At 47.0% G+C, this 23908-nt stretch carries 21 protein-coding genes and 1 riboswitch; of the genes, 14 read left to right on the top strand and 7 right to left on the bottom strand.

All coding sequences use genetic code 11. The annotated features are described in order from the left end of the window. Positions 1–22 precede the first annotated feature (22 nt). Positions 23–1243, bottom strand: coding sequence for an ABC transporter substrate-binding protein (locus MKZ04_RS13145; protein WP_341046106.1), 1221 nt, complete (start codon positions 1241–1243; stop codon positions 23–25). A 254-nt stretch (positions 1244–1497) separates the two neighbouring features. Here MKZ04_RS13145 and MKZ04_RS13140 point away from each other — a divergent pair, with 254 nt between their 5' ends. The 4 genes from MKZ04_RS13140 to MKZ04_RS13125 all read left to right on the top strand — a co-directional run bounded on the left by MKZ04_RS13140 (position 1498) and on the right by MKZ04_RS13125 (position 5414). Beyond that, complete coding sequence (locus tag MKZ04_RS13140; protein ID WP_096748317.1) at positions 1498–3609, top strand: heavy metal translocating P-type ATPase; 2112 nt, start codon at positions 1498–1500, stop codon at positions 3607–3609. Positions 3610–3734: 125 nt separating this feature from the next. Beyond that, entirely contained in the window at positions 3735–4430 is a 696-nt protein-coding gene (locus MKZ04_RS13135) for a DsbA family protein (protein ID WP_328066860.1), read from the top strand. Then, entirely contained in the window at positions 4420–4833 is a 414-nt protein-coding gene (locus MKZ04_RS13130) for a disulfide oxidoreductase (protein WP_341046102.1), read from the top strand. The genes MKZ04_RS13135 and MKZ04_RS13130 overlap by 11 nt, the downstream gene beginning before the upstream one ends. Positions 4834–4928: 95 nt before the next feature. Continuing rightward, positions 4929–5414: a GNAT family N-acetyltransferase gene (locus MKZ04_RS13125; RefSeq protein WP_020452938.1), complete on the top strand. Its 486-nt coding sequence runs from the start codon at positions 4929–4931 to the stop codon at positions 5412–5414. Between the two features lie 95 nt (positions 5415–5509). Here the strand turns inward: MKZ04_RS13125 and MKZ04_RS13120 are convergent, their stop codons facing one another. After that, complete coding sequence (locus MKZ04_RS13120; RefSeq protein ID WP_341046100.1) at positions 5510–6040, bottom strand: GrpB family protein; 531 nt, start codon at positions 6038–6040, stop codon at positions 5510–5512. A 124-nt stretch (positions 6041–6164) separates the two neighbouring features. Here MKZ04_RS13120 and MKZ04_RS13115 point away from each other — a divergent pair, with 124 nt between their 5' ends. The 3 genes from MKZ04_RS13115 to MKZ04_RS13105 all read left to right on the top strand — a co-directional run bounded on the left by MKZ04_RS13115 (position 6165) and on the right by MKZ04_RS13105 (position 10647). Further along, a complete protein-coding gene (locus MKZ04_RS13115; protein WP_003185205.1) occupies positions 6165–6773 on the top strand; it encodes a trimeric intracellular cation channel family protein in 609 nt (202 codons plus the stop codon). A 178-nt stretch (positions 6774–6951) separates the two neighbouring features. Then, positions 6952–9288, top strand: coding sequence for an RNA polymerase recycling motor HelD (gene helD / locus MKZ04_RS13110; protein WP_341046098.1), 2337 nt, complete (start codon positions 6952–6954; stop codon positions 9286–9288). Positions 9289–9762: 474 nt separating this feature from the next. After that, the gene (locus tag MKZ04_RS13105) at positions 9763–10647 is read left to right on the top strand and encodes an alpha/beta fold hydrolase (protein ID WP_020452935.1); all 885 of its coding nucleotides are present in this window, start codon (positions 9763–9765) and stop codon (positions 10645–10647) included. Between the two features lie 88 nt (positions 10648–10735). Here MKZ04_RS13105 and MKZ04_RS13100 read toward each other — a convergent pair whose 3' ends face one another. Next, positions 10736–11146: a DUF5412 domain-containing protein gene (locus MKZ04_RS13100; protein ID WP_341046095.1), complete on the bottom strand. Its 411-nt coding sequence runs from the start codon at positions 11144–11146 to the stop codon at positions 10736–10738. A gap of 76 nt (positions 11147–11222) precedes the next feature. Then, complete coding sequence (locus tag MKZ04_RS13095) at positions 11223–12347, bottom strand: aminotransferase class V-fold PLP-dependent enzyme (RefSeq protein WP_020452933.1); 1125 nt, start codon at positions 12345–12347, stop codon at positions 11223–11225. Between the two features lie 264 nt (positions 12348–12611). Between MKZ04_RS13095 and MKZ04_RS13090 the strand changes: the two genes are divergently transcribed. Together MKZ04_RS13090 and MKZ04_RS13085 are read left to right on the top strand one after the other, a co-directional pair. Beyond that, on the top strand, positions 12612–13472 hold the full coding sequence (locus MKZ04_RS13090) for an ROK family protein (RefSeq protein ID WP_341046093.1): 861 nt from the start codon (positions 12612–12614) through the stop codon (positions 13470–13472). Between the two features lie 87 nt (positions 13473–13559). Beyond that, a complete protein-coding gene (locus tag MKZ04_RS13085) occupies positions 13560–14399 on the top strand; it encodes an aldo/keto reductase (protein WP_020452931.1) in 840 nt (279 codons plus the stop codon). Positions 14400–14438: 39 nt separating this feature from the next. On the opposite strand, the gene MKZ04_RS13080 is transcribed toward MKZ04_RS13085, so the two are convergent. The 3 genes from MKZ04_RS13080 to MKZ04_RS13070 all read right to left on the bottom strand — a co-directional run bounded on the left by MKZ04_RS13080 (position 14439) and on the right by MKZ04_RS13070 (position 18519). Continuing rightward, positions 14439–15890 (bottom strand): MDR family MFS transporter, encoded by a 1452-nt coding sequence (locus tag MKZ04_RS13080; protein ID WP_023856264.1) that lies wholly within the window; start codon positions 15888–15890, stop codon positions 14439–14441. Positions 15891–16089: 199 nt separating this feature from the next. Further along, a complete protein-coding gene (locus MKZ04_RS13075) occupies positions 16090–17949 on the bottom strand; it encodes an LTA synthase family protein (protein WP_341046091.1) in 1860 nt (619 codons plus the stop codon). 99 nt (positions 17950–18048) lie between these two features. Further along, entirely contained in the window at positions 18049–18519 is a 471-nt protein-coding gene (locus MKZ04_RS13070) for a metal-dependent hydrolase (RefSeq protein ID WP_023856262.1), read from the bottom strand. Positions 18520–18758: 239 nt separating this feature from the next. On the opposite strand from MKZ04_RS13070, the gene sspJ reads away from it, so the two are divergent. From sspJ to MKZ04_RS13045, 5 genes are all read left to right on the top strand, one after another. Next, complete coding sequence (sspJ, locus tag MKZ04_RS13065) at positions 18759–18899, top strand: small acid-soluble spore protein SspJ (RefSeq protein ID WP_003185183.1); 141 nt, start codon at positions 18759–18761, stop codon at positions 18897–18899. A 159-nt stretch (positions 18900–19058) separates the two neighbouring features. Continuing rightward, positions 19059–19235: riboswitch (Lysine riboswitch) on the top strand. Between the two features lie 114 nt (positions 19236–19349). Next, positions 19350–20753 carry an amino acid permease gene (locus tag MKZ04_RS13060; protein WP_020452927.1) on the top strand — a complete coding sequence of 468 codons (1404 nt, stop codon included), beginning with the start codon at positions 19350–19352 and terminating at the stop codon, positions 20751–20753. 156 nt (positions 20754–20909) lie between these two features. Further along, complete coding sequence (locus MKZ04_RS13055) at positions 20910–21974, top strand: FecCD family ABC transporter permease (RefSeq protein WP_023856260.1); 1065 nt, start codon at positions 20910–20912, stop codon at positions 21972–21974. Next, a complete protein-coding gene (locus tag MKZ04_RS13050; protein ID WP_026580101.1) occupies positions 21974–22987 on the top strand; it encodes a FecCD family ABC transporter permease in 1014 nt (337 codons plus the stop codon). Before MKZ04_RS13055 ends, MKZ04_RS13050 begins: the two co-directional genes overlap by 1 nt. Before the next feature lie 63 nt (positions 22988–23050). Then, positions 23051–23818 carry an ABC transporter ATP-binding protein gene (locus MKZ04_RS13045; protein ID WP_043054605.1) on the top strand — a complete coding sequence of 256 codons (768 nt, stop codon included), beginning with the start codon at positions 23051–23053 and terminating at the stop codon, positions 23816–23818. Positions 23819–23908 lie beyond the last annotated feature (90 nt).

Genomic DNA, 23908 nt, shown 5'->3' with positions numbered 1-23908 from the left:
AAACTCCTTCGTGCGCTTAAAGTTAGTTTAAGACGTTGATTTTTTGTGCGGCCTCATCCAGCGCTTCTTTCGGCGTTTTGCTTTCGCTCAATGCTTCCTGCAGGGCCGTCTGTAAAGCTTCCGAAATTTTCGGCCAGTTTTTCGAAGGGCCGCGGGCTGATGCAATCTCCATGATTGGAATAAAGGCTTTTAAATTGTCATCTGTTTTCCAATGACTTGATGATTCGAGCAAATCCTTACGCGGCGGGAATACACCTGTTTCCGCTGTCAGCGTTTCGAGCCGCTCCGGATCGATCAGCCAAGTGATGAAATCCCAGGCGCCGTCGGTGTTTTTTCCTTTAACGACTGCCATATTTTCCCCGCCAAGGGCGGAAGCGAATGTTTGATCCTTCGGGATGAAGGTAATCCCGTAATGTAAGTGACCGGCTTCTTTCAGCCGTTCAATATTCCAGGAGCCGTTGATCATCATAGCGAGCTGACCTGCTGCAAACTGTCTGGCCAGATCATCCTGGGTGGCGTTTAACACTTCCTTGCTCATTGCGCCTTCTTTGACCAGATCCGTTAAAAACTGCAGGGAAGAGGCTGCTTCTTTTGAATGCATCTGTTTTAAATCTGCTCCGGAAGACAAAAGGAACGGATAAAATTGAAAAGCGCTTTCCTCTGATTTGACGGCTGACAGGGCAAATCCTTTCGTTTGGCCTTTGCTCGTTTTTTTTGCTGCTTTTTTCAGCTCGCTCCACGTTTCAGGCGGCTTGGAAATCCCTGCATCCTTCAAGAGGTCTTTGTTGTAAAACAAAGCAAGCGCATTGCTTGCGAAAGGGATGCCGTAGTACTTCTCTTCATATACGGCTGATGAGAGCGGCCCCTCATAATACCGGTCAGCCTGCCCCCATTGCTCGACTTTCTCTGTTAAATCTTCGAGCACGCCCATGGCGGCGAATGAGGCATTGTCGACATTGTCAAGGAAAACGGCGTCAGGCATGGCATTGCCGGCTGCTCCGACAGACAGCTGCTTTTTCACTTCATTAAAAGGAATGTACTCTGTTACGACTTTGTACCGATCCTGAGACCGATTGTACTGGTCGACAAGTTCATGATAAAGTTCCTGCTGTCTGCCGGTGAAATAATCCCAGACTTTGATTTCTTCCGCATGCTTTGCGCCGGCGTTGGTGCCACTTTTGCAGCCTGCGGAAAAAACGAGAAGAAGGGCGAGGCAGATGATCATCAGACACGATTTTTTCAAAAACGCTCACTCCTTATGAAAAAAGCTTGTTAGTTTAATAGCTAAACTAAGTATATTTGGGCATCGCTTCTAATATGCCAGCAGAGTTTCGCAGGCGCGAAAGCAGGGTAAAACGCGGAAACAGTCCGGTGCGTATGATAACAAAGATCGATTGACACATTTTTCGAATGAAGCATATAATAAGGATAAATAATATATGCGTATATGCTCATATATAAAATAAAGCCCGGCGCTGAAAAAGAAAGGTGAGAGAGATGGAAAAGGTGAAGCAGGAATACATGTTAAACGGTCTCGACTGCGGCAATTGCGCACAAAAAATTGAGCATGAGATAGCCGGTATGAAAGGGATTGAAGCGTGTTCAGTCAATTTTGCAACAAGCACGCTGACTGTCAAAGTCGACCAAAACAGCGGCGAAGACATTTCTTCAAAAATAAAGAAAAAAGTAACCGAGATCGAACCGCACGTCAACGTGAAGTTGAAGGAAGGGACAAAACAGGCTCCATCCGAAGGTGATGGCCGGTTTAAAAAAACGATCGCAAGACTGGCTGCAGGCACCGTTCTCGGCGCGGCAGGCTTTCTGCTTCCCGGCGGTACCGCAGCTGAGTGGATTCTCTTTTTCCTTGCTTACCTCATCATCGGCGGTGATGTCGTATTAAGAGCCGTCAAAAACATCTTTCGCGGCCGGGTTTTTGATGAGCACTTTTTAATGACGATCGCCACTCTGGGTGCATTTATCATTCAGCAGTATCCCGAGGGCGTGGCGGTAATGCTGTTCTATCAAGTAGGCGAGCTGTTCCAGGGAGCCGCGGTCAGCCGCTCCAGGAAATCGATCAGCGATTTGATGGACATCCGTCCCGATTATGCCAATCTTCAAACGGAAGGCGGTACGGTCAAAGTATCTCCCGATGAGGTTAAAGCGGGCGATATCATCATCGTCAAGCCAGGAGAGAAAGTCCCGCTTGACGGCAAAGTGCGAGCGGGCAAATCGCTTGTCGATACGTCCGCATTAACCGGGGAATCCGTTCCACGAGAAGCCGCACCCGGCGAAGAGGTGCTGAGCGGATTTGTCAACAAAAACGGCGTGCTTGAAGTGAAAGTGGACAAAGAATACAGTGAATCAACCGTTTCAAAGATTCTTGACCTCGTCCAGAATGCCAGCAGCAGAAAAGCGAAAACAGAGAACTTTATCACCAAATTCGCCAAGTACTACACGCCTTTTGTTGTCATAGTCGCGCTTCTTCTCGCTTTTGTCCCGCCGCTGATCATTTCCGGAGCCGCGCTGTCGGATTGGGTGTACCGGGCCCTCGTCTTTTTGGTCATTTCTTGTCCGTGCGCACTTGTCGTTTCCATTCCGCTCGGCTTTTTCGGCGGCATCGGAGCGGCGTCAAAAGCAGGTATACTCGTAAAAGGCGGCAATTATTTAGAAGCGCTCAATGATGTCAAATATGCCGTTTTTGACAAAACAGGCACATTAACAAAAGGCGAATTTGCCGTTGTTAAGCTGTCGCCGGCAGGCCGTGTCAAAGAAGAGGAACTGCTTGAATATGCGGCGCTTGCCGAACATTTCTCAGGCCACCCGATCGCCGAGTCGATCCGTGAAGCATACGGGAAGGTAGGCCAAGCGGATCGCATCAAAGATTACAGCGAGACGGCCGGCTTCGGCGTCAGAGCGGTTGTAGACGGAGCCGTCATTTTGGCCGGCAATGCCAAGCTCATGAAGAAATTCGGCATACAGTATCAAGAGGAAAGCGAAATCGGTACCGTTGTTTATGTAGCCGCCGGCGATACGTTTATCGGCTCGATTGTCATCGCAGACAAAATCAAAGAGGATGCCAAGCGTGCGATCTCTGCTTTGAAAAAAGCGGGGATTAAAAAAACGGTGATGCTGACGGGTGACGCGAAAGAAACCGGTGAGGCGGTCGGCGCGGAACTGTCCATTGATGAAGTGCATGCGGAGCTTCTTCCACAGCACAAGGTGGACCGCATTGAAGCATTTGACAAGCAAAAGCTTCCAAAAGAAAAGCTGCTTTTCGCAGGAGACGGCATCAACGATACGCCGGTCTTGGCGAGAGCGGATATCGGGGTTGCCATGGGAGGCCTTGGCTCTGATGCGGCAGTCGAAGCGGCTGATATTGTGATCATGACGGACCAGCCTTCAAAAATTGCAGAAGCCATCAGCATTGCTAAGCGGACGAGGGCGATTGTCTGGCAGAATATTATCTTTGCGCTCGGCGTTAAAAGTGTTTTTCTCATCTTGGGTGCTTTCGGCATCGCAACGATGTGGGAAGCCGTCTTTTCAGACGTCGGTGTTACCCTTTTAGCCGTTTTAAATGCGATGAGGGTTTTAAAAGTAAAAGAAATGTAACTTTTTTACCACCTAATGAACTGGAAATTCCTTTTTTAGCATCTTCACGAATGCGGCTTGTCTTGTTAAAATGAAAGAGGTTATCAAACTGGCATACTAAAAAATAAGAATAATGAGGTGTCTAAGTGAAGAAGAAACAGCAGTCACCGATGAAATTTGCAGTGATTATGACAGTCGTGGTCGTTTTTCTGATCGGCGCACTTGTCGTACTCAACAATCAAACCCAAAATGCTTCGCAAACCTTTGATGACAAGCCTTCAACTGAAGGGCAGCCGCTTCTTGGCAACAAAGATGCGACTGTAACGATCACAGAATTCGGAGATTACAAATGTCCAAGCTGCAAACAGTGGACTGAGACCGTCTATCCGGATTTGAAAAAGGATTACATCGATAAAGATCAAGTTAATTTTTCATATATTAACTTCGTCAATGAACAGCACGGCAGAGGCTCTGAATTAAGCGCCCTCGCTTCCGAGCAAGTATGGAAGGAAGATCCGGCTTCATTCTGGAAATTCCATGAAGCACTGTACAAAGCGCAGCCTGACAATGACACGATGGAAAACGAGTGGGCGACGCCGGCAAAATTGGCGGACATCACGGAAGCGAATACGAAAATCAAACGCGATAAGCTCATCAGCAGCTTAAATGACAAAACGTTCTCTGAGCAATTAAAAACGGACAATTCGCTCATCAGCAAATACAGTGTAGACTCGACGCCGACGATCTTTGTCAACGGCGTAAAAATCGACAAACCGTTTGATTATGACAAAATCAAAGAAACGATCGACAAAGAGCTGAAAGGCCAGTCTGATGAAAAATAAACTGCTTTTTCTGTACGGCGCCTGGATCGTCTCATTAACGGCGACACTAGGCAGCCTGTACTTCAGCGAAATCCGTAAATTCGTTCCTTGCGAACTGTGCTGGTATCAGCGGATTATGATGTATCCGCTCGTGCTGATCCTTGGAATTGCGACATTTCAGGGCGATGCCCGCGTGAAAAAATATGTGCTGCCGATGGCGGTGATCGGCGCAGGCATTTCCCTGATGCATTACATGGAACAAAAAATTCCCGGATTCAACGGTATTAAACCGTGTGTCACAGGAGTGCCTTGCTCAGGGCAGTATATCAATTGGTTCGGTTTCATCACGATTCCGTTTCTCGCCCTTATCGCATTTATTTTGATTATCATTTTTATGTGCTTTCTCAAGGGGAAAGACGAGTAAAAAGAGCATTGTCTGACAATGCTCTTTTTTTTACATGTTCAACAAAATGAATGTTATAATATTTGGAAATTATTAAATGAATAAGGATGATGAGGATGGAATTTAAGATTCGTAAAATGAAAAAGAAAGACATCCGACAAGTGCAGCAGATTGCCAAAACAAGCTGGAATCACACTTATGAAGGGATAATCCCTTTCGATATTCAAGAGAAATTCTTAGAGAAAGCGTACAATGATGAGATAATGCAGCAGCGTTTGGAACACTCGTTAATGCTCGTTTCAGAAGCGGACGGAAAAATCGTCGGCTTTGTTAACTACTCATTTGTAAGAGAAGGAGGGGAGGCCTATCTCGCTGCCATTTATTTAGCCCCGGAATACCAAGGAAAAGGCATCGGAACCGCATTATTGGAAGAGGGGCTAAAACATTTGGAGGGAGTAAAAAAGATCTTTGTAGAGGTTGAAACAGAAAACCGTACCGGAAAAAACTTTTACAAGGCGAAGGGTTTTGAGGATGTCTCCGAATATGATGAAGAATTTGAAGGGCATATCCTCAAAACGGTCCGAATGGCCTTGCGCGTATAATGCCCGCTTTCACTTCGTGACTTGGACATAGTAGTATAACAAGACCGCCATAATGAAGGCGATGGCTATTGTAAGCAATTTATGTTTTGTCTTTTTCAGCATACCGGGCCACTCCTTTCCAAATGTTTTGCTTTCTCAATCACGTCTTTAATGAATGATTCTTTTCCTTCTGTGTACGAGGTGCGGTCATATGGAAAGCGCCGCGCCAAGGTTTTTTTCAATGTTTCATATTCTTGCCGCTCGGCGGAGTGCTTTCTTAAATAATTTCGGAATCTCAGTTGGTTTTTCCATTCTTCGCTTTGAAAAACATATACGTGCAGATGGTGTGTGCCCGCCCTCCACATTCCCTTTCGAAAAAAGCTCCTGGCAGGGAAGGCTTCGTGAAATACGTGCTCATAACCGAGCTGCTCAAGCGGTTCGATCCAGGCTGAAGCTTCGCTGAGACTGTTGACGCCGGCCATCAGATCGAGCACCGGTTTTGCCGCAAGACCGGGAACAGAGGTGCTGCCGATATGTTCGATAGCGAGAACTTTTTTTCCGAGGACATCCGTGAGCCGCTGTTTTTCAGCTGCAAATTCCTGAGCCCACCCGGCTTTCGCTTTTTCGATGATGATCTCCTGTTCCATGTTTCCACCCCTTTAAAAACGTCTTTTTATATTATAAGATATTTTGATTCAGAGAGGGTTGATTTAAAGGTTGGAGAAGTTATAAAATCAAAAAGATTGAAGTTTAGTATGGAGGACACCTTAGATGGCTTGGGAAGTGTTGAGCATCATCGGCACCGTCGCTTTTGCGATCAGCGGAGCGATCGTTGCAATGGAAGAAGAATATGATATTTTAGGAGTTTATATATTGGGGATTGTGACGGCGTTCGGCGGAGGGGCGATCAGAAACCTGCTCATCGGAGTTCCGGTGTCCGCCTTGTGGGAGCAGGGGAGCCTGTTTCTAATCGCTCTTGTTTCGATCACGATCGTTTTTTTGTTTCCGAAGCTCCTGTTAAAGCACTGGAGCATCTGGGGGAGCTTTTCAGACGCGATCGGTCTTGCCGCATTTGCGATACAAGGAGCGCTTTATGCCGTTCACATGAACCATCCGGTCAGCGCGGTGATCGTTGCGGCGGTCTTAACAGGAAGCGGCGGCGGAATGATCCGGGATCTTTTGGCCGGAAGAAAGCCGCTCGTGCTGAAAACCGAGATCTACGCCGTTTGGGCCGCTTTGGGCGGATTCATTATCGGCATGGGCTGGGCGGAGAAGCCGCTCACGCTGTATATCCTGTTTGCTTTGCTGGTCGCATGCCGCGTATGCTCGTACATGTTTAACTGGAAGCTGCCGAATCGTTCGCTGCGGTCCCACAGCTGAATAGAAAAAAGCCGATTTTTCGTTGATTGAAAAATCGGCTTTTTATATTGATTTGACCAAAGGTTATATGATAAGATGAAGTGTATTTTAACATAAAATTTCAAATATTATAGTATTATCCATTTTTATTTTATCATGAATCTTTTTTGATGTCAAATCTTTTTAGGGAGTGGTCAGCGTGCAGGAAAACGGTCAGGAATGGCTGGAAGAGGAAAAACGAATCCGGCTTGTTTTAAAGGAATTGGATCAGAAGCTTCATTCTCTAAAGGGAAAGACCGGCGGATTGAAGGAGGATATCATCGATTTACGGAAACATTTCTGGAGCGATGTCACCGTAAACTTGGCCGATGAAAACGAAGCGGTTGAAACATTTTTTAGCATTAAACAGCAGGCTGAGTTTTTGGCTGAAAGGGAAAGGAGTCATAAGCAGTTTTACAACGAGTTGAAAAACTTGTTAAAAGTGAAAGACTCGCCTTATTTCGGCCGTGTAGATTTTTTGGAGGACGGCGAAGAAAACGCTGAATCCGTCTACATCGGACTCGCCTCTTTAATGGACGAAAAAGAAGAGCGGTTCTTGATTTATGATTGGAGAGCACCGATTTCCAGTCTGTTTTACAACTATGGTCCCGGTGCGGCTCAATACGAAGTTCCGGACGAGACGGCCAGGGGAACGATTGAGCTGAAAAGGCAATTTCTCTTCAAAAACGGCCGGCTGAAAGCGATGTTTAATACGGATATGGCGATTGGAGATGAAGTTCTTCAGGAAGTCCTGGGGCAGCAGGCAGATATTCAGATGAAAAGCATCGTCGCCACAATTCAAAAAGAGCAGAATCAGATTATTCGGAACGAAAGAAGCCGCTTTTTAATTGTTCGGGGAGCGGCTGGCAGCGGAAAAACGTCGGCGGCATTGCAGCGGGCTGCGTATTTGCTGTACCGCGGTCGCGGGCAGATCGAGTCGAGCCAGATGCTGCTATTCTCTCCAAACCTGCTTTTTAACAGCTATGTCGCCAATGTTCTGCCTGAGCTCGGAGAGGAAAACATCCAGCAGAAGACATTCCAGGAATTTGTGGCGCGCCGCCTTGGAAAGCAGGTTTCGTGCGAGACTCCGTTCGATCAGCTCGAATATTGTTTAACGGCTTCAGACGATGAGGAGCAGCGCATCCGGATGAAATCAATCGAATTGAAATCAGGTCTGGCCTTCAAAGGCATTATCGATGATTATGTCAAATGTTTGGCAAAAGGGCGTCTGGATCTGGTGTTTAAACATATCGCCTTTCGCGGAAAAAGGATCATTACAAGCGATCAGGTGCGGGAATTTTTCGCGGCCCTTGATCATGCAGATACGCTGTCCAACCGGATTGAAAAAACGGGGAAATGGCTGTTACAGCTGCTGAACAAATACGAACGCCAAGAAAGAAAAAAAGACTGGGTCATCGAGGAAAGCGAGCTGCTGGATAAAGAGGAATATTTAAAGGCCTATAAACGTCTTCAGGAAGAACAGCGATTTACGGAGAATACGTTTGACGATTATGAAAGGGAACAAAACCTCCTTGCCGCTATCATTGCCGAAAGGGAGTTCAAACCGCTCAAGCAAGCGGTAAAAGCGTTCGGCTTTATTGATTTTAAAGGAACGTACCTTCAGCTTTTTTCCGGGCGCTATACCCCGCAAACCCGTCCTGATGACTGGCAAAGCACTTGCACATTCACCCGGAAAAGCTTTCGTTTTGAGAAGCTGCCTTATGAAGATGCCGTCCCTTTTTTATATATGAAAAACCAGCTGACAGGCGGGAGAAAAAACAGGGCAATCCGCCATTTATTCATTGATGAAGCCCAGGATTACACGCCTTTTCAGCTTGCTTTTTTGAAGAGCCTGTTTCCCGCGTGCAGCATCACAATGCTGGGAGACTTAAACCAGGCGATTCTTGCCCATGCGTATCACGATAAGACGCTCCTGTCGGGAGGCGTGTTTGAAGGCGAAAAAACGGAGATCATCACCTTGAAGCGCAGCTACAGGTCGACGAAAGAAATTGTTGAATTGACAAAGCGCATCATCGAGGGAGGCGAAGAGATCGAAGCCTTTAACAGGAACGGCAAAAAACCGACTTTGACAATATTGGCCGACCTTCATGCACACCATAAACAGATGGCTTCCCTTATAACCGCCCTTCAAAAAGAAGGACTTGAGACGATTGCAGTCATCTGTAAAACAGTCCGGGAATGCAGGGATGCGTTCCGGCATCTTCAGCAGCATACAGAGCTTAAACTGATCGATAAAGAAACGAGAACGTTTCAAAAAGGCGTGATCGTCATTCCCGTCTATTTGGCGAAAGGGATCGAATTTGATGCCGTCGTCATTTATGACGCTTCTGAAAAACAATACAAAAAAGAGAGAGAGCGGACTCTGTTTTATACGGCGTGCACGAGGGCGATGCATGAGCTCCATCTCTTTTCCCTTGGAAAGGAAACGCATTTTTTAAACGGTGTTTCAAATGATATGTATACGAAAAGAGAGTGACGGTGTCACTCTCTTTTTTGGAGAAACCATTGTTTCCATAAGTTTTTTTATTTACAAACTTTTCTACACTAGGCTGAGTCTGTGGCAATCTTCTTCATATTCTGGCAGGTTAAAGAGTTTGTCATCTTAAACAAAAATGAAATGATTTCCAGCGTATATAGAGGAAAGTGGTCTGGCTAAATAATATAAAAGCTTTTATTCATCAAATCGCTTCTCTTTTTCTTGAGGATATATAACATATTTTCTATTTTCATTTTACATGCAGGAGATTACGAAATCGAAATCGTTAATTAAAATCTGTTATATTAAATTTTATAGTTCTGTATCATAATATAAAGCTTTTTAAAATTGGAATTTGATGATTAATTTATTCTGTAATATATTATATATAGAGTCTGTTATATATAATGACAAACTCCCCTGCACGAAACGGCATATTCATTTGAAGAGGATTTATTGGGAGGGAAATATTTCATGTCAAACCATTCACCGATTACCCCTGATTTAAGTGACAGCGGCATTCGCTATTTTCGGGCTTATAAGGAAAGCCTTGGTCTTTGGCCAGTTCATTACAAAACTTTCTACGTATCTACCCGTTTCGGCCAAACGCATATTATTGCAAGCGGACCTGAAGATGCCCCGCCGCTTGTATTGCTTCACGGCGCATTATTCAGTTCCACTATGTGGTACCCCAATATCGAGGATTGGAGCAGCAAATACCGAACATACGCAATTGATATCATAGGTGATAAGAACAAAAGCATCCCTGCAGATTTATGCGGTACGAGGGCGGGTTACGCTGATTGGCTTCTCGAAGTGTTCGACGCTTTGGGGATAGAGAAGTCGCACATGGTTGGTCTTTCGCTTGGCGGGCTTCATACGATGAATTTCGCTTTACGTGCGCCAGAGAGAGTAGAGAGCGCAGCGATCCTTAGTCCCGCGGAAACATTTTTGCCGTTTCATCACGATTTTTATCAATACGCTCTTAGCCTCACAGAGCCTGATGGAGTAGAGAATTTCTTAAATTGGATGATGACAGATCGTAATGTGTTACACCCGGTTTTTGCAGAGCAGTTTCATGCAGGCGTAATGTGGCAGGATGGATTAAGACAGCCAAGGCCTAACGCTGACGGATTTCCGTATGTTTTCACTGACGACGAATTAAAATCAGTAAAAGTCCCTATTCTATTATTGCTGGGTGAACATGAAGTCATCTATGACCCGCAATCAGCCTTACATCGCGCCTCAACATTAGTTCCAGGTATTAAAGCGGAAATCATAAAACAGGCAGGTCACGTTTTATCAATGGAAAAGCCTCAATACGTAAATGAACGTATATTACGTTTTTTCAGTAAATAAACCACAGTTTTGTTGTCCATTTCATGGAGATGCAGCGGCTTATACGAGCGGTCATACAAATTTTTTCCAAAGGCTGAGAGTGACGCTGTCACTCTCTTCTTCCATCATATATATCAGTTCTGACATCCAGCACGTTGCTGTTGATGGACACATGGTATTTGTCCTGCCATTCGATTTTGACATGTTCTTCTTCGTATCCCCAATAGATGTTTTTTCGTTCACCGGTGGCAACCGTTGTCAATTCCCCTCTGACGGAAGGGGAGTTCGTTCCCCCGCCTTTATTCACGCTATACAAATTCAGGTTGTATGCTTGATTCGGCGAAGCGGAAGACTGAATCCAATTTCCTTTCGGCAGATGATTCATCGAGTAAAAATGCGTATACACGATATATCCGATGGGAATGCCTGACGCAAGCAAAACAGCCAAAATAGCAAACAAGACGCTTCGGCACGGTGGCTTCCTCTGCTTTTCTATTTCTCCGTCAATATAAAGCTCCAATTTGTCTCATTCCTTGGTGAAAATTGTTTTTTATAGTTTAAGGAAAAAATCGTATTCTGTCTATTTTGAAGCAGGGTTAACCAAAGAGCGCCGCCATCTCATCCATCACAAACCCGATTTCCTCCTTTGTATTGTAAAAATGCGGGGCTATTCTGATGACGTTGTTTCGCGCTGAGACGATGATATGCTTTTCACGCAAGAGAGCTTCCATACGGCCAGCCTCTTCGGCATACACCGAGATCAGGCTTGTTCTGTTATGTACGGTCTCGGGGCCTATGATCTTCAGGCCTTTTTCCGCCCCGTATTGCAAAGAGAATGCCGCGAGCTCCCGCAGGTAGGGCTCGATCCTGTCGGGCTCTGCTTCAAGCAGCAGCCTCAGTGCCGCGTCTGCCGCGTAAATGCTGATAAATGACGGTGTCCCCGACTCGAAGCGTTTCGCACCTTCCGCAAAGCATGAATCTAAGGCAAATGGTTTGTTCCTGCCGAACCAGCCGGCCGTCTTCGGCTCAAATTGTCCGCAAAGTTCGCGTTTCATATACAAAAAAGCCGTTCCGGGAATGCCGAGCATGTACTTGCGCGTCCCCGCCGCAAGGATGTCGATATCCATGTCTTTGACATGAATCGGAATGTGTCCGGCGGTTTGATAGGCGTCGACAAATAAAAGCGAACCTTTTTGATGAACAATCTCGGCAATCTGTTTTACATCTTGTTTAAACCCGTTCCGATAGCCGGCATGGGGTACACAAGTCAAGAGCGTCTGATCGGTAACGTCTTTTTCGTATTGTTCCAAGTCAATCATCCCGTCTTCGCTCTGAATGATGATGAGGTGATCTTTGAAGCGGTCTTGCGCAAGCCAAATTTGGCCGACGGCAGGAAAATCGATATCCGTGAAGGCGATCTGCCTTCGGTGTGGTGGCTGCGGCAATGAAGCAGCGACAGCCGCCACTGCGTCAGATACTGACGGCAAAACGGCTATCTCTTCTTTTTCGGCACCGATCAGCCGGGCAAATTTTTCCTTGGCTTCATCCATCTTGTCGAGATGCGCTTTCCAGTCTGCACCGGCTGTTAAAAGGCCGTTCTGATACTCATCAACCGCTTTGGCAACAGGCAGAGCCAACGCGCTGCCGGAGCATGCGGCAAGGTGAACATGACCAGACAATATCGGAAATAAAGAACGGTAAGTGTGGAATGGATGCTTCATGATATCCCTCCTCATTAAAGCTTCGAGCGGGCCTGAAAAAATCCTCTTTTTCACAGTTGAAATTAAGCGGGCAGAAGCCTCTTTAAGCGAAAGAACAACTGCTGCAGCTGTTTGAAAACTGTCACATTTTCGGGAAGCTTTCTTCCGTCAGCATCAAAAGCTCCCATGCTCTGGTGAATCATTGTTCAGTGCGATTGCTTTCTTTCATCGTCTGATTTATGATTCAATTAAAGCAATTCAAACAGATGAAAAGGAGCCGAGAGGATGAAACATTACGGTGCAATAGAAGCAGGAGGCACAAAGTTTGTTTGTGCAGTTGGAACAGAAAAGGGAGAAATCATTGACAGGCTGACGCTCCCGACGGAGACTCCTGAAGAGACTATTGGAAAACTGACTGATTTCTTCAGCAAGTATCAGCTCACATCAATGGGAGTGGGCTCTTTTGGACCTATATCCGTTGCAAAAGATAAAGAGGATTACGGATACATAACCAATACGCCGAAATTAGCCTGGAAGGGGTACCCGTTTATTCCCGAGTTGAAAAAAAGGCTCGGCATACCGGTTTCGTTTACGACTGATGTAAACGCTGCCGCGCTTGGCGAACTGACAAAAGGAGCGGCGCAAGGCTTGGAAAGCTGCTTGTATATTACAGTCGGTACAGGAATCGGAGCAGGAGCGATTGTCGGCGGCCGGCTCGTGCAGAGCACGCTCCATCCTGAAATGGGTCACCTTCTCATTAGACGGCATCCGCACGATACGTTTGAAGGAATCTGTCCGTATCACAAGGACTGCCTTGAAGGAATGGCATCGGGTCCGGCGCTTGAAAAGCGCTGGGGGAAAAAGGGCAATGATTTGGCTGAAAACGAGGAAGTTTGGGAGATTGAAGCCGACTACTTAGCGCAGGCTCTCATGCAATATATCTTGATCCTGTGCCCTGAAAAAATCATCATGGGCGGCGGTGTCATGAAGCAGCAGCAGCTGTTCCCGCTGATTCGCAAAAAGCTTGCCGAATATATGAACGGATATGTTGACCTGCCTGATCTTGAAGGATACATCGTGCCGCCGGGTCTCGGCGACGATCAGGGAATCACCGGTGCGCTCGCTTTGGCTTATGAAGCCGGTTGAGCAAGTTGTTTTGTAAAATCCACCCAGTGTGAGATAATAACAGCGGTGCGTTTAAAAGCATGAAAAAAAGAAAGGTGGTCGTTCAAAATGGTAAGCAGTTTAAAGGATACTGTGACATTACATAACGGTGTGAAAATGCCATGGTTCGGACTTGGAGTTTTCAAAGTGGAAGAAGGCAGCCAAGTTGTAGAATCTGTGAAAGCAGCCATTAAAAACGGATACCGGAGCATTGACACAGCCGCTATCTATCAAAACGAAGAAGGCGTCGGCAAAGGGATTAAAGAAGCAGGCGTTCCCCGCGAAGAGCTTTTCATCACGTCAAAGGTTTGGAACAGCGATCAGGGATATGAAAAAACATTGGCGGCTTTTGATGAAACCCTTCGAAAACTCGGCCTTGACTACCTTGATTTATATTTGATTCATTGGCCTGGAAAAGACAAATATAAAGATACGTGGCGCGCGCTTGAAAAGCTGTACAAAGACGGTAGAGTAAAAGCGATCGGCGTCAGCAACTTCAATGTGCACCATTTGGAAAGCTTATTGGAAGATGCGGAAATTAAACCTATGGTCAATCAGGTTGAGTTCCATCCGCGGCTGACTCAGGCTGAGCTCAGGGACTACTGCAAAAAGCAGGGCATTCAGGTGGAAGCATGGTCCCCGCTCATGCAGGGAAAACTCCTCGATGATCAAGTGCTGACTGACATCGCTAAAAAATACAACAAATCCGTCGCTCAAGTCATCCTGCGCTGGGATTTGCAAAATGAAGTCATTACCATTCCGAAGTCAATCAAAGAACACCGCATTATTGAAAATGCCGACATATTTGACTTTGAATTAACAGCGGAAGATATCGAAAAAATCAACGCTCTTAACAAAGATGAGCGCGTCGGTCCCGATCCTGACACAATGGTTCACGGATTCGAATAAGCATAAGAAAATCCCGGGTTCATAAAAACCCGGGATTTATTATTTTTCATGAATGGCCAAGCGGCCTTTCGCTTGTTTCCTTCTGCTGCCGTCGAGCCGTCCGCGGCGGTGCTGCTTAATAAAGAATGAGAGAACCAATCCGATTCCCGACAATGCGGCCGCGGTCATAAACGCCAGATTGACGCCGTGAATCATCGCTGTATCCGAAGACGGACCGGCAGGATCGGCCAGCGCACGCTGTGTCATGATGGTGATGAGAACAGCCGTCCCGATCGATCCGGACATCTGTCTCATCGTATTGTTCATGGCCGTTCCGTGAGGAATCAAATGGCGCGGGAGCTGGTTCAAGCCGGCTGTTGTAACAGGCATGAGCACCATCCCCATGCCGACCATCCGAATCGCATAGACGACAGACAAATACGCAAAAGGCGTCGTCTTTGTCAGATGGGTCAAGAGCAATGTGGTCACGAAGATCGCCGTCAAACCGGTGATGCTCAAGATCCGCGCGCCGATTTTGTCAAAAATTCTTCCGGTAATCGGAGACATCAGCCCCATCACGACAGCTCCCGGAAACAGCATCATTCCCGATTCCATCGCCGTGAAATGGCGCATATCCTGCATATACATCGGCACGATCGTCGCCGCTCCGATCATCGACATAAAGACTACCATCCCGATAATCGTCGCAAGTGTAAACATCGGATATTTAAATACCCTGAATTCCAAAATCGGTTCTTCCAAATGGAGCTGCCTCCAAATGAACCAAAACAGCGTAACGCTGCCGACCGCGAAGCCAGCCAGCACGTCCGCACCCGTCCAGCCCGCAACACCGGCGCTGCTGAAGGCGTACAAAATGCCGCCGAAGCCAAGTGAAGACAAGATGATGGAAGTAACATCCATCTTAGGTGACGTCTGTTCGGTGACATTTTTTAAAATAAAGTGTGCGGCAATCATGTCGATAACGGCAAACGGAAGCAACAGATAAAACAATACTTCCCAAGGGTAGCGGTCGACGATCCAGCCTGACAGGGTCGGTCCGACAGCGGGAGCGAAGGCAATCACAAGCCCGACCATTCCCATCGCTGATCCACGCTTTTCTTTTGGAAAAATCAATAAAAGCACCGTCTGCATCAATGGCATCATAATGCCCGCGCCGGCCGCCTGGACGACGCGTCCTGCAATCAGCGCCGGAAAGCTGAATGACAAGGCGCAGATCAGAGTCCCAGCCGTAAATAAAGACATTGCCGCCATGAACAGCTTTCTCGTCGTGAATTTTTCAATTAAAAAAGCCGTAACTGGAATCATGATCCCATTCACGAGCATAAAAACGGTCGTCAGCCATTGGGCAAGCCCCGGCGTAATGTTTAAGTCCCTCATGATCGGAGGCAAAGCCGTCGTCAATAGCGTCTGATTCAAAATGGCGATAAAAGTCCCCATAATCAAGACGGCAACAATCGGCAATTGATTTGTCTTATGCTGTGTTTCACTCATATTAAAACCTTCTTATTTATCATTTTTTATAACACTTTATGAAATAATCGGTACTCGAAATAACTTCTCTTTTTATTTAGGGTAACGAAGGAACTGCAAAACCGCAAGTTCATTTTTAACATTCGGTATATAATACCCAGCTGTCCCTCAATTTAAACAGCCCCTTTAAGCCGGGGGAATCCGGCTTAAAGGGGACGGATTATTTTTTATAAAATCTCAGCAAATCACCGTTAATAATCTTATCGGAAAGGGAAAGCTCTTGATTCGCCTTCTCTATGAGCGGACCGCATTTGTCCTCACTGTCGTTGATCATGTCCCCGGTTTTTTTGCTGTAGCACGTATTTTTCGTGTAGATATAATCATCTGTTATAAAGCTGCCGTTTCTTAACACAGCGAAAGGCATTCTTTCTTTCGAAAACAGGTCATTACCGAATTGAATCATGCCTTTTGTATCAATTCCGAGCAAATGGAGCAATGTCGGTTTGACATCAATTTGGCCGCCTGTTTCAGATATCGTTTTCGGGTCTTGATCCGTTACCCCCGGAATGTGGATAATCAGCGGCACACGCTGCAGCTGAACGGTATCGTAAGGGGTGATTTCGTCTTTGCCCAAAAATTGAGCCAGCGCATCGTTGTGCGCTTCTGATATGCCGTAGTGATCTCCCATGAAGACGATCACGGAATTGTCGTAAAGGCCGTTTTTCTTCAATTTTGCAATGAAATGCTTCAATGATTCGTCTTCATAGCGTACCGTCGTGACATACCGGTTTAAAATCTCACTGTCCGAGTCGTATTCATCGATCAGCTTATCCTTATCATCAATTTGAAACGGAAAGTGGTTCGTCAATGTGATCAGGTTGCTGTAAAAGGGCTGCGGCAAGTCTTTCATCAAGTCGGCCGATTGCGTTAAAAACTCCTTATCCTTCAGCCCCCAGCCCATTGAATTTTCAGGTGTCACATGAAAATGGGAGACGTCATAAAAGCTGTCGATGCCAAGGGCTTTGTACATGACGTCCCTGTTCCAGAATTTTTTATGGTTGGCGTGGAAAACCGATGTTCTGTAATCGTGGTTTGCCAGTGTTTTATACATCGAATTGTACGCATTTTCGCTCTTCGTAAAAAACACCGAACCGCTCAGAGACGGATAGAGCGAATTGGCGACAATGAATTCCGAATCGGACGTTTTTCCCTGTTCGGTCTGCTGATAAAAATGGTCGAAATAATAGCTTTTTTGAATGAATTTGTTTAAGAACGGTGTGATTTCCTGGCCGTTCACCTTTTCATTAATGACAAATGTCTGAGTGGATTCAAGCGTTACAAAGATGACGTTTCGTCCTTCGGCAATCCCGAACATATCTTGGTTCGGTTTGCTGTAGTCAGCGTTTGTGTAGTTCTCGATCGTTGCCAGGCTGTTTTCATCAGCGACCGCTTTTTGTGTCAAATTAAAAGTCTGTGAAATGCCGTCCAACAGATGAAACTGATATAAGCCGATGTTTTTTACAAGCACTTCCCTGTCGTAGGAGTAGCTTAAAAACTTCGGCTGATCCAGCTCCGACAGGGCGAGATTAAACAGTACCGTGCCGGCGGCTGCCGCGTAGTAGATCTTAACGGCTTTAGCGGAAAGCTTTTTGCCGGTTCTTGTGCGCGTTTTTGCCAGCCAGACTAAAAGAGCCAAATCCAGAAAAAGCGCGATGAAAACCGGATTGAACAGCTCCTGAAAACTGCTCCCAAGCCCCCCGAGGTTTTTTGCCTGGAACAGGACGGGAACAGTGATGAAATCGATGTAGAAACCATAGAAAATACTGTTTGCAATCAAGATGCCCGTCAGGACGACATTAGCCCCGATTAAATAGAGGCGCTGCGTTTTTTCGCGAAAAAAGAGGCTGATGCCGAGTACAGGGATGAGAAAGCTAAGCGGGTTGATAAACAGGATCAATTCCTGAAGTGCGTTGTCGATTTGTAAATTAAAGCCCAGCTTGTAGATGAAGTACGTTTTCATCCACATAAAAAATATGGATAGGCATAAAAACCACTGCTTTTTAAAAAATTGTTCTTTCATATAAATAGCTCCTCACATATAATCCCCGCAGGTAAACAACACCAAGATAAAACGACTGAACAAAGCATAATACAGCAATCGGTCAAACCGTCCCTTTCGTCAGGCGATCAAGTTCGCAATAAAATAGCACGAAACAACGGTGAGCACAGTCAGAACGCCTTGTTCCGCCTTCCCGCCGGTTTTAATATAAAGGGGCAGCCGAACCTTAATGGCGGACGGAAAGAAAAGTTTGATGCCGTTTACAGTCCCGGCATCAAGGAGCAGATGGCTCGCCATTCCGGCCATTAATCCGACAAATATGCTCTGATCTGTAAAATATAAATGTGCCGCAAATGCCGTGATGAGCAAAAAGAGCAGGCTGTGTGTAAACGTCCTGTGCCCGAAGACAGAACTGACCACTGCTGATAAAATCGGTAGCCTTCTGCCGATCTTGCTCTTTGTATGGCAAATATCCGGAATCAATGCTCCGATAACGCCCGAAGCTGTCATGAACACTGGATCATATCCGTAAAAATAAGCAGCAGCCGTGCAAGAAGCGACCCCTCCCATGATGTGTGTTTTTCCTGTCATATCGCTTCTCCTTTAAGACCTATAACAATTTCCTAATGAAAACTATATCAAGAGTTCTGGCGGCCTTCAAGACAGATGGTGGCAACTTGTCAGGCAAAAAACGCATTTTCCTGAGGCAATCAGCATGTTTACATCTAGAATATGGTGTTTTCAGTTAAAAAACACATTCAAGGTTCTGCATAATTTTAAAGTGATAAGCCAAATTAAAATTGTACCACATTTTTAAAGAGGTGATTCATTTGGGTATTTTCTTCAATAAAGATAGAGGAAATAAGGAAAAGGACCAAAACGCCGTTCGGGGGGCGCTTGAAGATGCAGGACAAGCGCTGAAAGGAGACCCTTTGCAAGAGGCGGTCAACAAAAAGAAAAACAACCGATAAATGACAGATGGAAGCGCCGTCTTCCATTCTGCAGAAGGCTGCCGAAACAGGCGGCCTTTTGGCGCGGCTGTCCGTTTTTCCATCACTTCCCTTTGACAGATTAAAATTTCTCTGGTAACCTCTTTTCAGAATATGTGATAAATCCTCACTCTTAACTCTTAGTGAGGTAGAGGTTGCGCGGATGATGAGTCGCATGTGTGAGGCTGATGGGGCCGATGATCATATGCAAAAGGCATCAGCGCCGAAGCATAAGGAAGCCATTCATTCTTTATGCTGGGTCTGCATTGAATAAGTGCAGGACTGCCGCGGGTTTTCCCGCGGAGGGCTATCCGGAGATCAAGAGTGTATGTTTAACCAAAGCATGGACTTTTGTTCATGCTTTTTTTATTTTGAATGATCTCACGGTCTGGTCCGGCATATTTTTTATAAAATGCTCGGAGGTTATATCTTATGGAACAGACAAAAAAATGGGGCTTCTGGCTTCTTACCGCTTTTGTTGTCGGCAATATGGTCGGCTCAGGGATTTTTATGCTCCCCAGCACACTCGCCCAGACGGCAAGCCCGTTCGGCGTAACGGCGGCATGGCTGGTGACGGGTGCGGGGGTGCTGATGATCGCCCTTGTATTCGGTCATTTATCCATTCGCCGCCCGGATCTTAAAGCAGGTCCGCAAAGCTATGCAAGAGCTTTATTCTCAGACCCTAAAAAAGGGAATGCGGCAGGTTTTACAATGGTATGGGGGTATTGGGTGGCAAGCTGGATCAGCAACGTGGCCATCATTACAAGCCTTGCAGGCTATTTGACGACTTTCCTGCCGATCTTAACTGACGGACGCGAGCTGATTGAACTCGGCGGCCACCCCGTTACACTCGGCCAGCTCTTGACATTTATCGTATGTACAATCTTGTTATGGGGGACGCATTTCATCTTAGTCTCCAGCATAAATGGAGCGGGCAAACTGAACTTTTTAGCAACTTTTTCAAAAGTGCTTGGGTTTGTCCTGTTTATTGTTGCAGGTTTGTTCGTTTTTCAGACGGCTTTATTCGAATCATTTTATTTTCCAATCGAATCAGAAGGCAAAAGTATTGGGCTGGGCGGACAGGTTCACAATGCGGCGATTTCAACGCTGTGGGCGTTTGTCGGCATCGAGTCTGCGGTAATCTTATCAGGGCGCGCATCATCCCAGCGCGATGTCAAACGCGCGACGATTACCGGATTGTTAATTGCGCTCGGCATTTATATGGTCATCACTTTAATAACGATGGGCGTCATCCCGCACGATCAGCTCCAGGCCTCGGATAAACCGTTCGTTGATGTGCTGCACGTGATCATCGGCAGCTTTGGCAGCGTAATTATGGCGGTCTTGGCAATCGTTTCTTTGTTTGGATCGATGCTCGGCTGGATTTTAATCGGCGCAGAGGTTCCGTATCAGGCGGCAAAGGCCGGTGATTTTCCTGCTTTCTTTGCGAAAACGAACAAAAAGGGAAGCCCGGTTAATTCATTGATCGTCACAAACGTGATGTCGCAGATCTTTATTTTCTCAACGGTTTCGGGAACGATCAGCGAGGCCTTTACGTTTTTAACAACGTCGGCGACGCTCGCTTACCTTGTGCCTTATCTTGTAGCGGCTGTTTTCAGCTTGAAGCTCATCCTCAAAGGGGAGACATACGGTGAACTGAAAGGTTCAAGAACAGGGGACGGCATCATCGCTTTGGCTGCTCTGGTGTATTCTTTATGGGTCATCGTTTCAGGTACGTCTGACTTAACCACCTTTATCTTGGGAATCGGGCTGTTTTTCGTCGGTCTTGCGATCTACCCGTTCGTCTACAAAAAGTTCAAAAATAATCAAGTGTGATAAAGTTCTTTGCCAGCCGGGTCTTTTAGCAGAAGATCGGCTGGCTTTTTGATTCCCGCCGAAATTTTTGATTAAAATTTCCGCTTAGGCCTGTTATACTATAAAATGAAAATGATAATCGTTATCGGTTAAAAAGATCGAAAGGAATGGCATCGAGTGAGCTCTTGCAAAAACATACATCGTATCAACAGCGCGGATGGCCCTGATGAAGAACAGAAACCGATCAGCCGTCCGCTCGGAGCTGTTTTTGTCCTGGCCGGCGGAATCATGCTGCTGCTGTTTGGCGCCGCATTATCGATTGCGCTCGGTGCGGCTGATATAAAGCTTGGAACGGTTTGGGACGCCATTTTTCATTTTGATGCGAAAAATACGGCCCATCAAATTATTCAGGAACTCAGACTGCCAAGGACGGTAAGTGCGGCTCTTGTGGGCGCCTGCTTGGCGGTTTCCGGAGCCGTGATGCAGGGGATGACGAGAAACCCTCTCGCATCGCCGGAAATTATGAGCGTCACGCACGGGTCAGCTTTCGCAATTGCTGTCGCGTTTGCTTTTTTTCCGGGAACCTCATCGGTCGGGCTGATGATCTGGTCGTTTGCCGGCGCGGGTCTTGGAGCGGGACTCGTTTTTGCGATCGGAATGTTTTCAAAAGGCGGTCTTACGCCTGTAAAGCTGGCTTTGGCCGGTACGGCTGTCGGCACATTTCTGAGCGCTCTTTCTACGAGCATTGCGATCCATTTTGATGTGGCGCGCGACGTCAGTTTTTGGTATGCCGGAGGTGTCGCTGGCACGAAATGGCTCAGCATTCAGTTGTTGGTTCCGGCGGCAGCGCTCGGTTTGGCCGTCGTTTTTGTCATCGCCCGTTCCATTACGGTTCTAAGCTTGGGAGAGGAGCTGGCGAAAGGGCTCGGGCAATATACGAAGACGGTGAAAGCGATCGGAATCGTGTCGGTTGTTCTGCTGACGGGTGCCGCTGTGTCCGTTGCCGGGGCAATCGGTTTTATCGGATTGATCATTCCGCATATTACCCGCTTTCTGGTCGGGGTTGATTACCGCTGGATCATTCCATGCTCAGCGGTGCTTGGCGCCGTCCTGCTGATCTATGCGGATATTGCGGCAAGGCTGGTCAATCCGCCGTTCGAAACACCTGTCGGAGCAGTCACGGCGCTTGTCGGCGTACCATTCTTTCTCTATCTGGCCCGCAGGGAAAGGAGTGGACTGTAATGCTCAAGAAAAACAGCAGACGGGCGGCTGCGGTGATGCTCGTCATGGCCGTGCTGACGGTCGCCGTGTTTTTACTAAGCATGAACATGGGAGAAATCCGCATCGCCCCGCTTGATACATTGAAAACACTGTTCGGTTTCGGAACGCCGCAGGATGAACTTGTATTATTTGAATTCCGTTTGCCGCGCATGGTCCTCGCCATGCTGATCGGTGCGGGAGTTGCTGTCTCCGGAGCCGTCTGGCAGGGGATATCGCGGAATGACCTGGCCGATCCGGGGATATTGGGCATCAATACGGGAGCAGGTTTTGCCGTTGTGCTGTTCATCTTTTATTTTCAGGGGGATGTTGGAAATCTGCAAAAAGGATTCGTTTTTTCCCTGCCGATTTTTGCATTTTTGGGAGCCTGCTTTGCAGTCGTTTCCATCTATTTGCTGGCGTGGAAAAAAGGCTTGAATCCCATTCGCCTCGTTCTGGTCGGCATCGGAGTGAATGCGGCGTTTTCGGCGGCCATCTTAATGCTGCAGCTGAAAATGGACCCGAATGACTTTATGCAGGCGGCTGTTTGGCTGTCAGGAAATATATGGAGTTCAAACTGGAGCTTTGTCTCGGCCGTGCTGCCCTGGATTGTCGTGCTGCTTCCTTTTATTCTCTACAAAGCGCGCTATTTAAACGTGCTGAATCTCGGTGATCAGCTCGCAACAGGGCTTGGTACGGCAGTTGAAAAGGAGCGGCGCATACTGCTTCTGTCGGCAGCCGCGCTGAGCGGCGCGTGTGTAGCGGCTGGAGGGAATATTACGTTTCTCGGTCTTGTGGCTCCGCATATTGCCAGAAGGCTTGTCGGGCCGAAGCATCAGCTTTTAATCCCGGCTTCCGCGTTGACCGGAGCATTGCTCTTTTTGCTGGCGGATTTAATCGGAAGGATGATACTGGCGCCTTCGGAAATTCCCGTAGGGTTAGTCATTGCCGCTTTAGGCGCGCCGTACTTTATCTATTTGCTCATGAAAACAAATTAAAGAAGGGAAGGGTGCAAGGTGTCTCTTTCAACAAACAACCTGGGGATCGGCTACGGAGAACAGATGATAGTCGAAAGCTTAAACCTCCACATACCAAAAGGAAAAGTAACGACCATGATCGGTCCGAACGGGTGCGGCAAGTCAACCATATTAAAAACGATGGCACGCATACAGCGTTCTAGAACGGGCGCCGTTTATTTAAACGGCAAAGCGATCCACCAAATGTCGACGAAAGATATAGCCAAACAGATGGCGATTCTTCCGCAGACCCCTGAGGCGCCAGGCGGTCTGACCGTATATGAGCTCGTTTCTTACGGCCGTTTTCCTCATCAAAAGGGAATGGGCAGGCTCTCGGCCGATGACCGCCGCATGGTTGAATGGTCTCTCGAAGTGACAGGAATGCTGCCTTTTTATGACCGGCCGATCGAAGCCCTTTCCGGGGGACAGCGCCAGCGCGTCTGGATTGCGATGGCTCTTGCCCAGGAAACGGAGCTCTTGCTGCTCGACGAACCGACAACCTATTTGGACTTGGCGCACCAGCTTGAAATTCTGCAACTGCTGGAAAAGCTCAACAAAGAAGAAGGCCGAACGATTTTGATGGTCATTCACGACCTCAACCATGCCGCCCGCTTTGCCCATCACATGGTGGCGCTGAACTCCGGTGCAATTGTCAAAGAGGGCGCTCCACATGAAGTCATGACATCAGAGGTATTGAAAAAAGTGTTTCAGATTGATGCGGAAATTATTTTAGACCCGCGCACAGGAAAACCGGTGTGCCTGACTTATGATCTATTGAAAAAAGAAGAGGATCAGAGGCTGGCAACCGGCTGACAGACATCAGACGATGTCTGTTTTTTTATTCCATGATTTCGTAAAGTAAAAAATCATTTCTAAAAAAGTTTATTTTTACTTTAAAATCAG

It is taken from the genome of Bacillus sp. FSL W7-1354, from assembly GCF_038002405.1.
GTDB classification, from domain to species: Bacteria; Bacillota; Bacilli; order Bacillales; family Bacillaceae; genus Bacillus; species Bacillus paralicheniformis.
The sequence above is the reverse complement of the archived record's forward strand: the minus strand, read 5'-3'. Positions and strand labels throughout refer to the sequence as shown.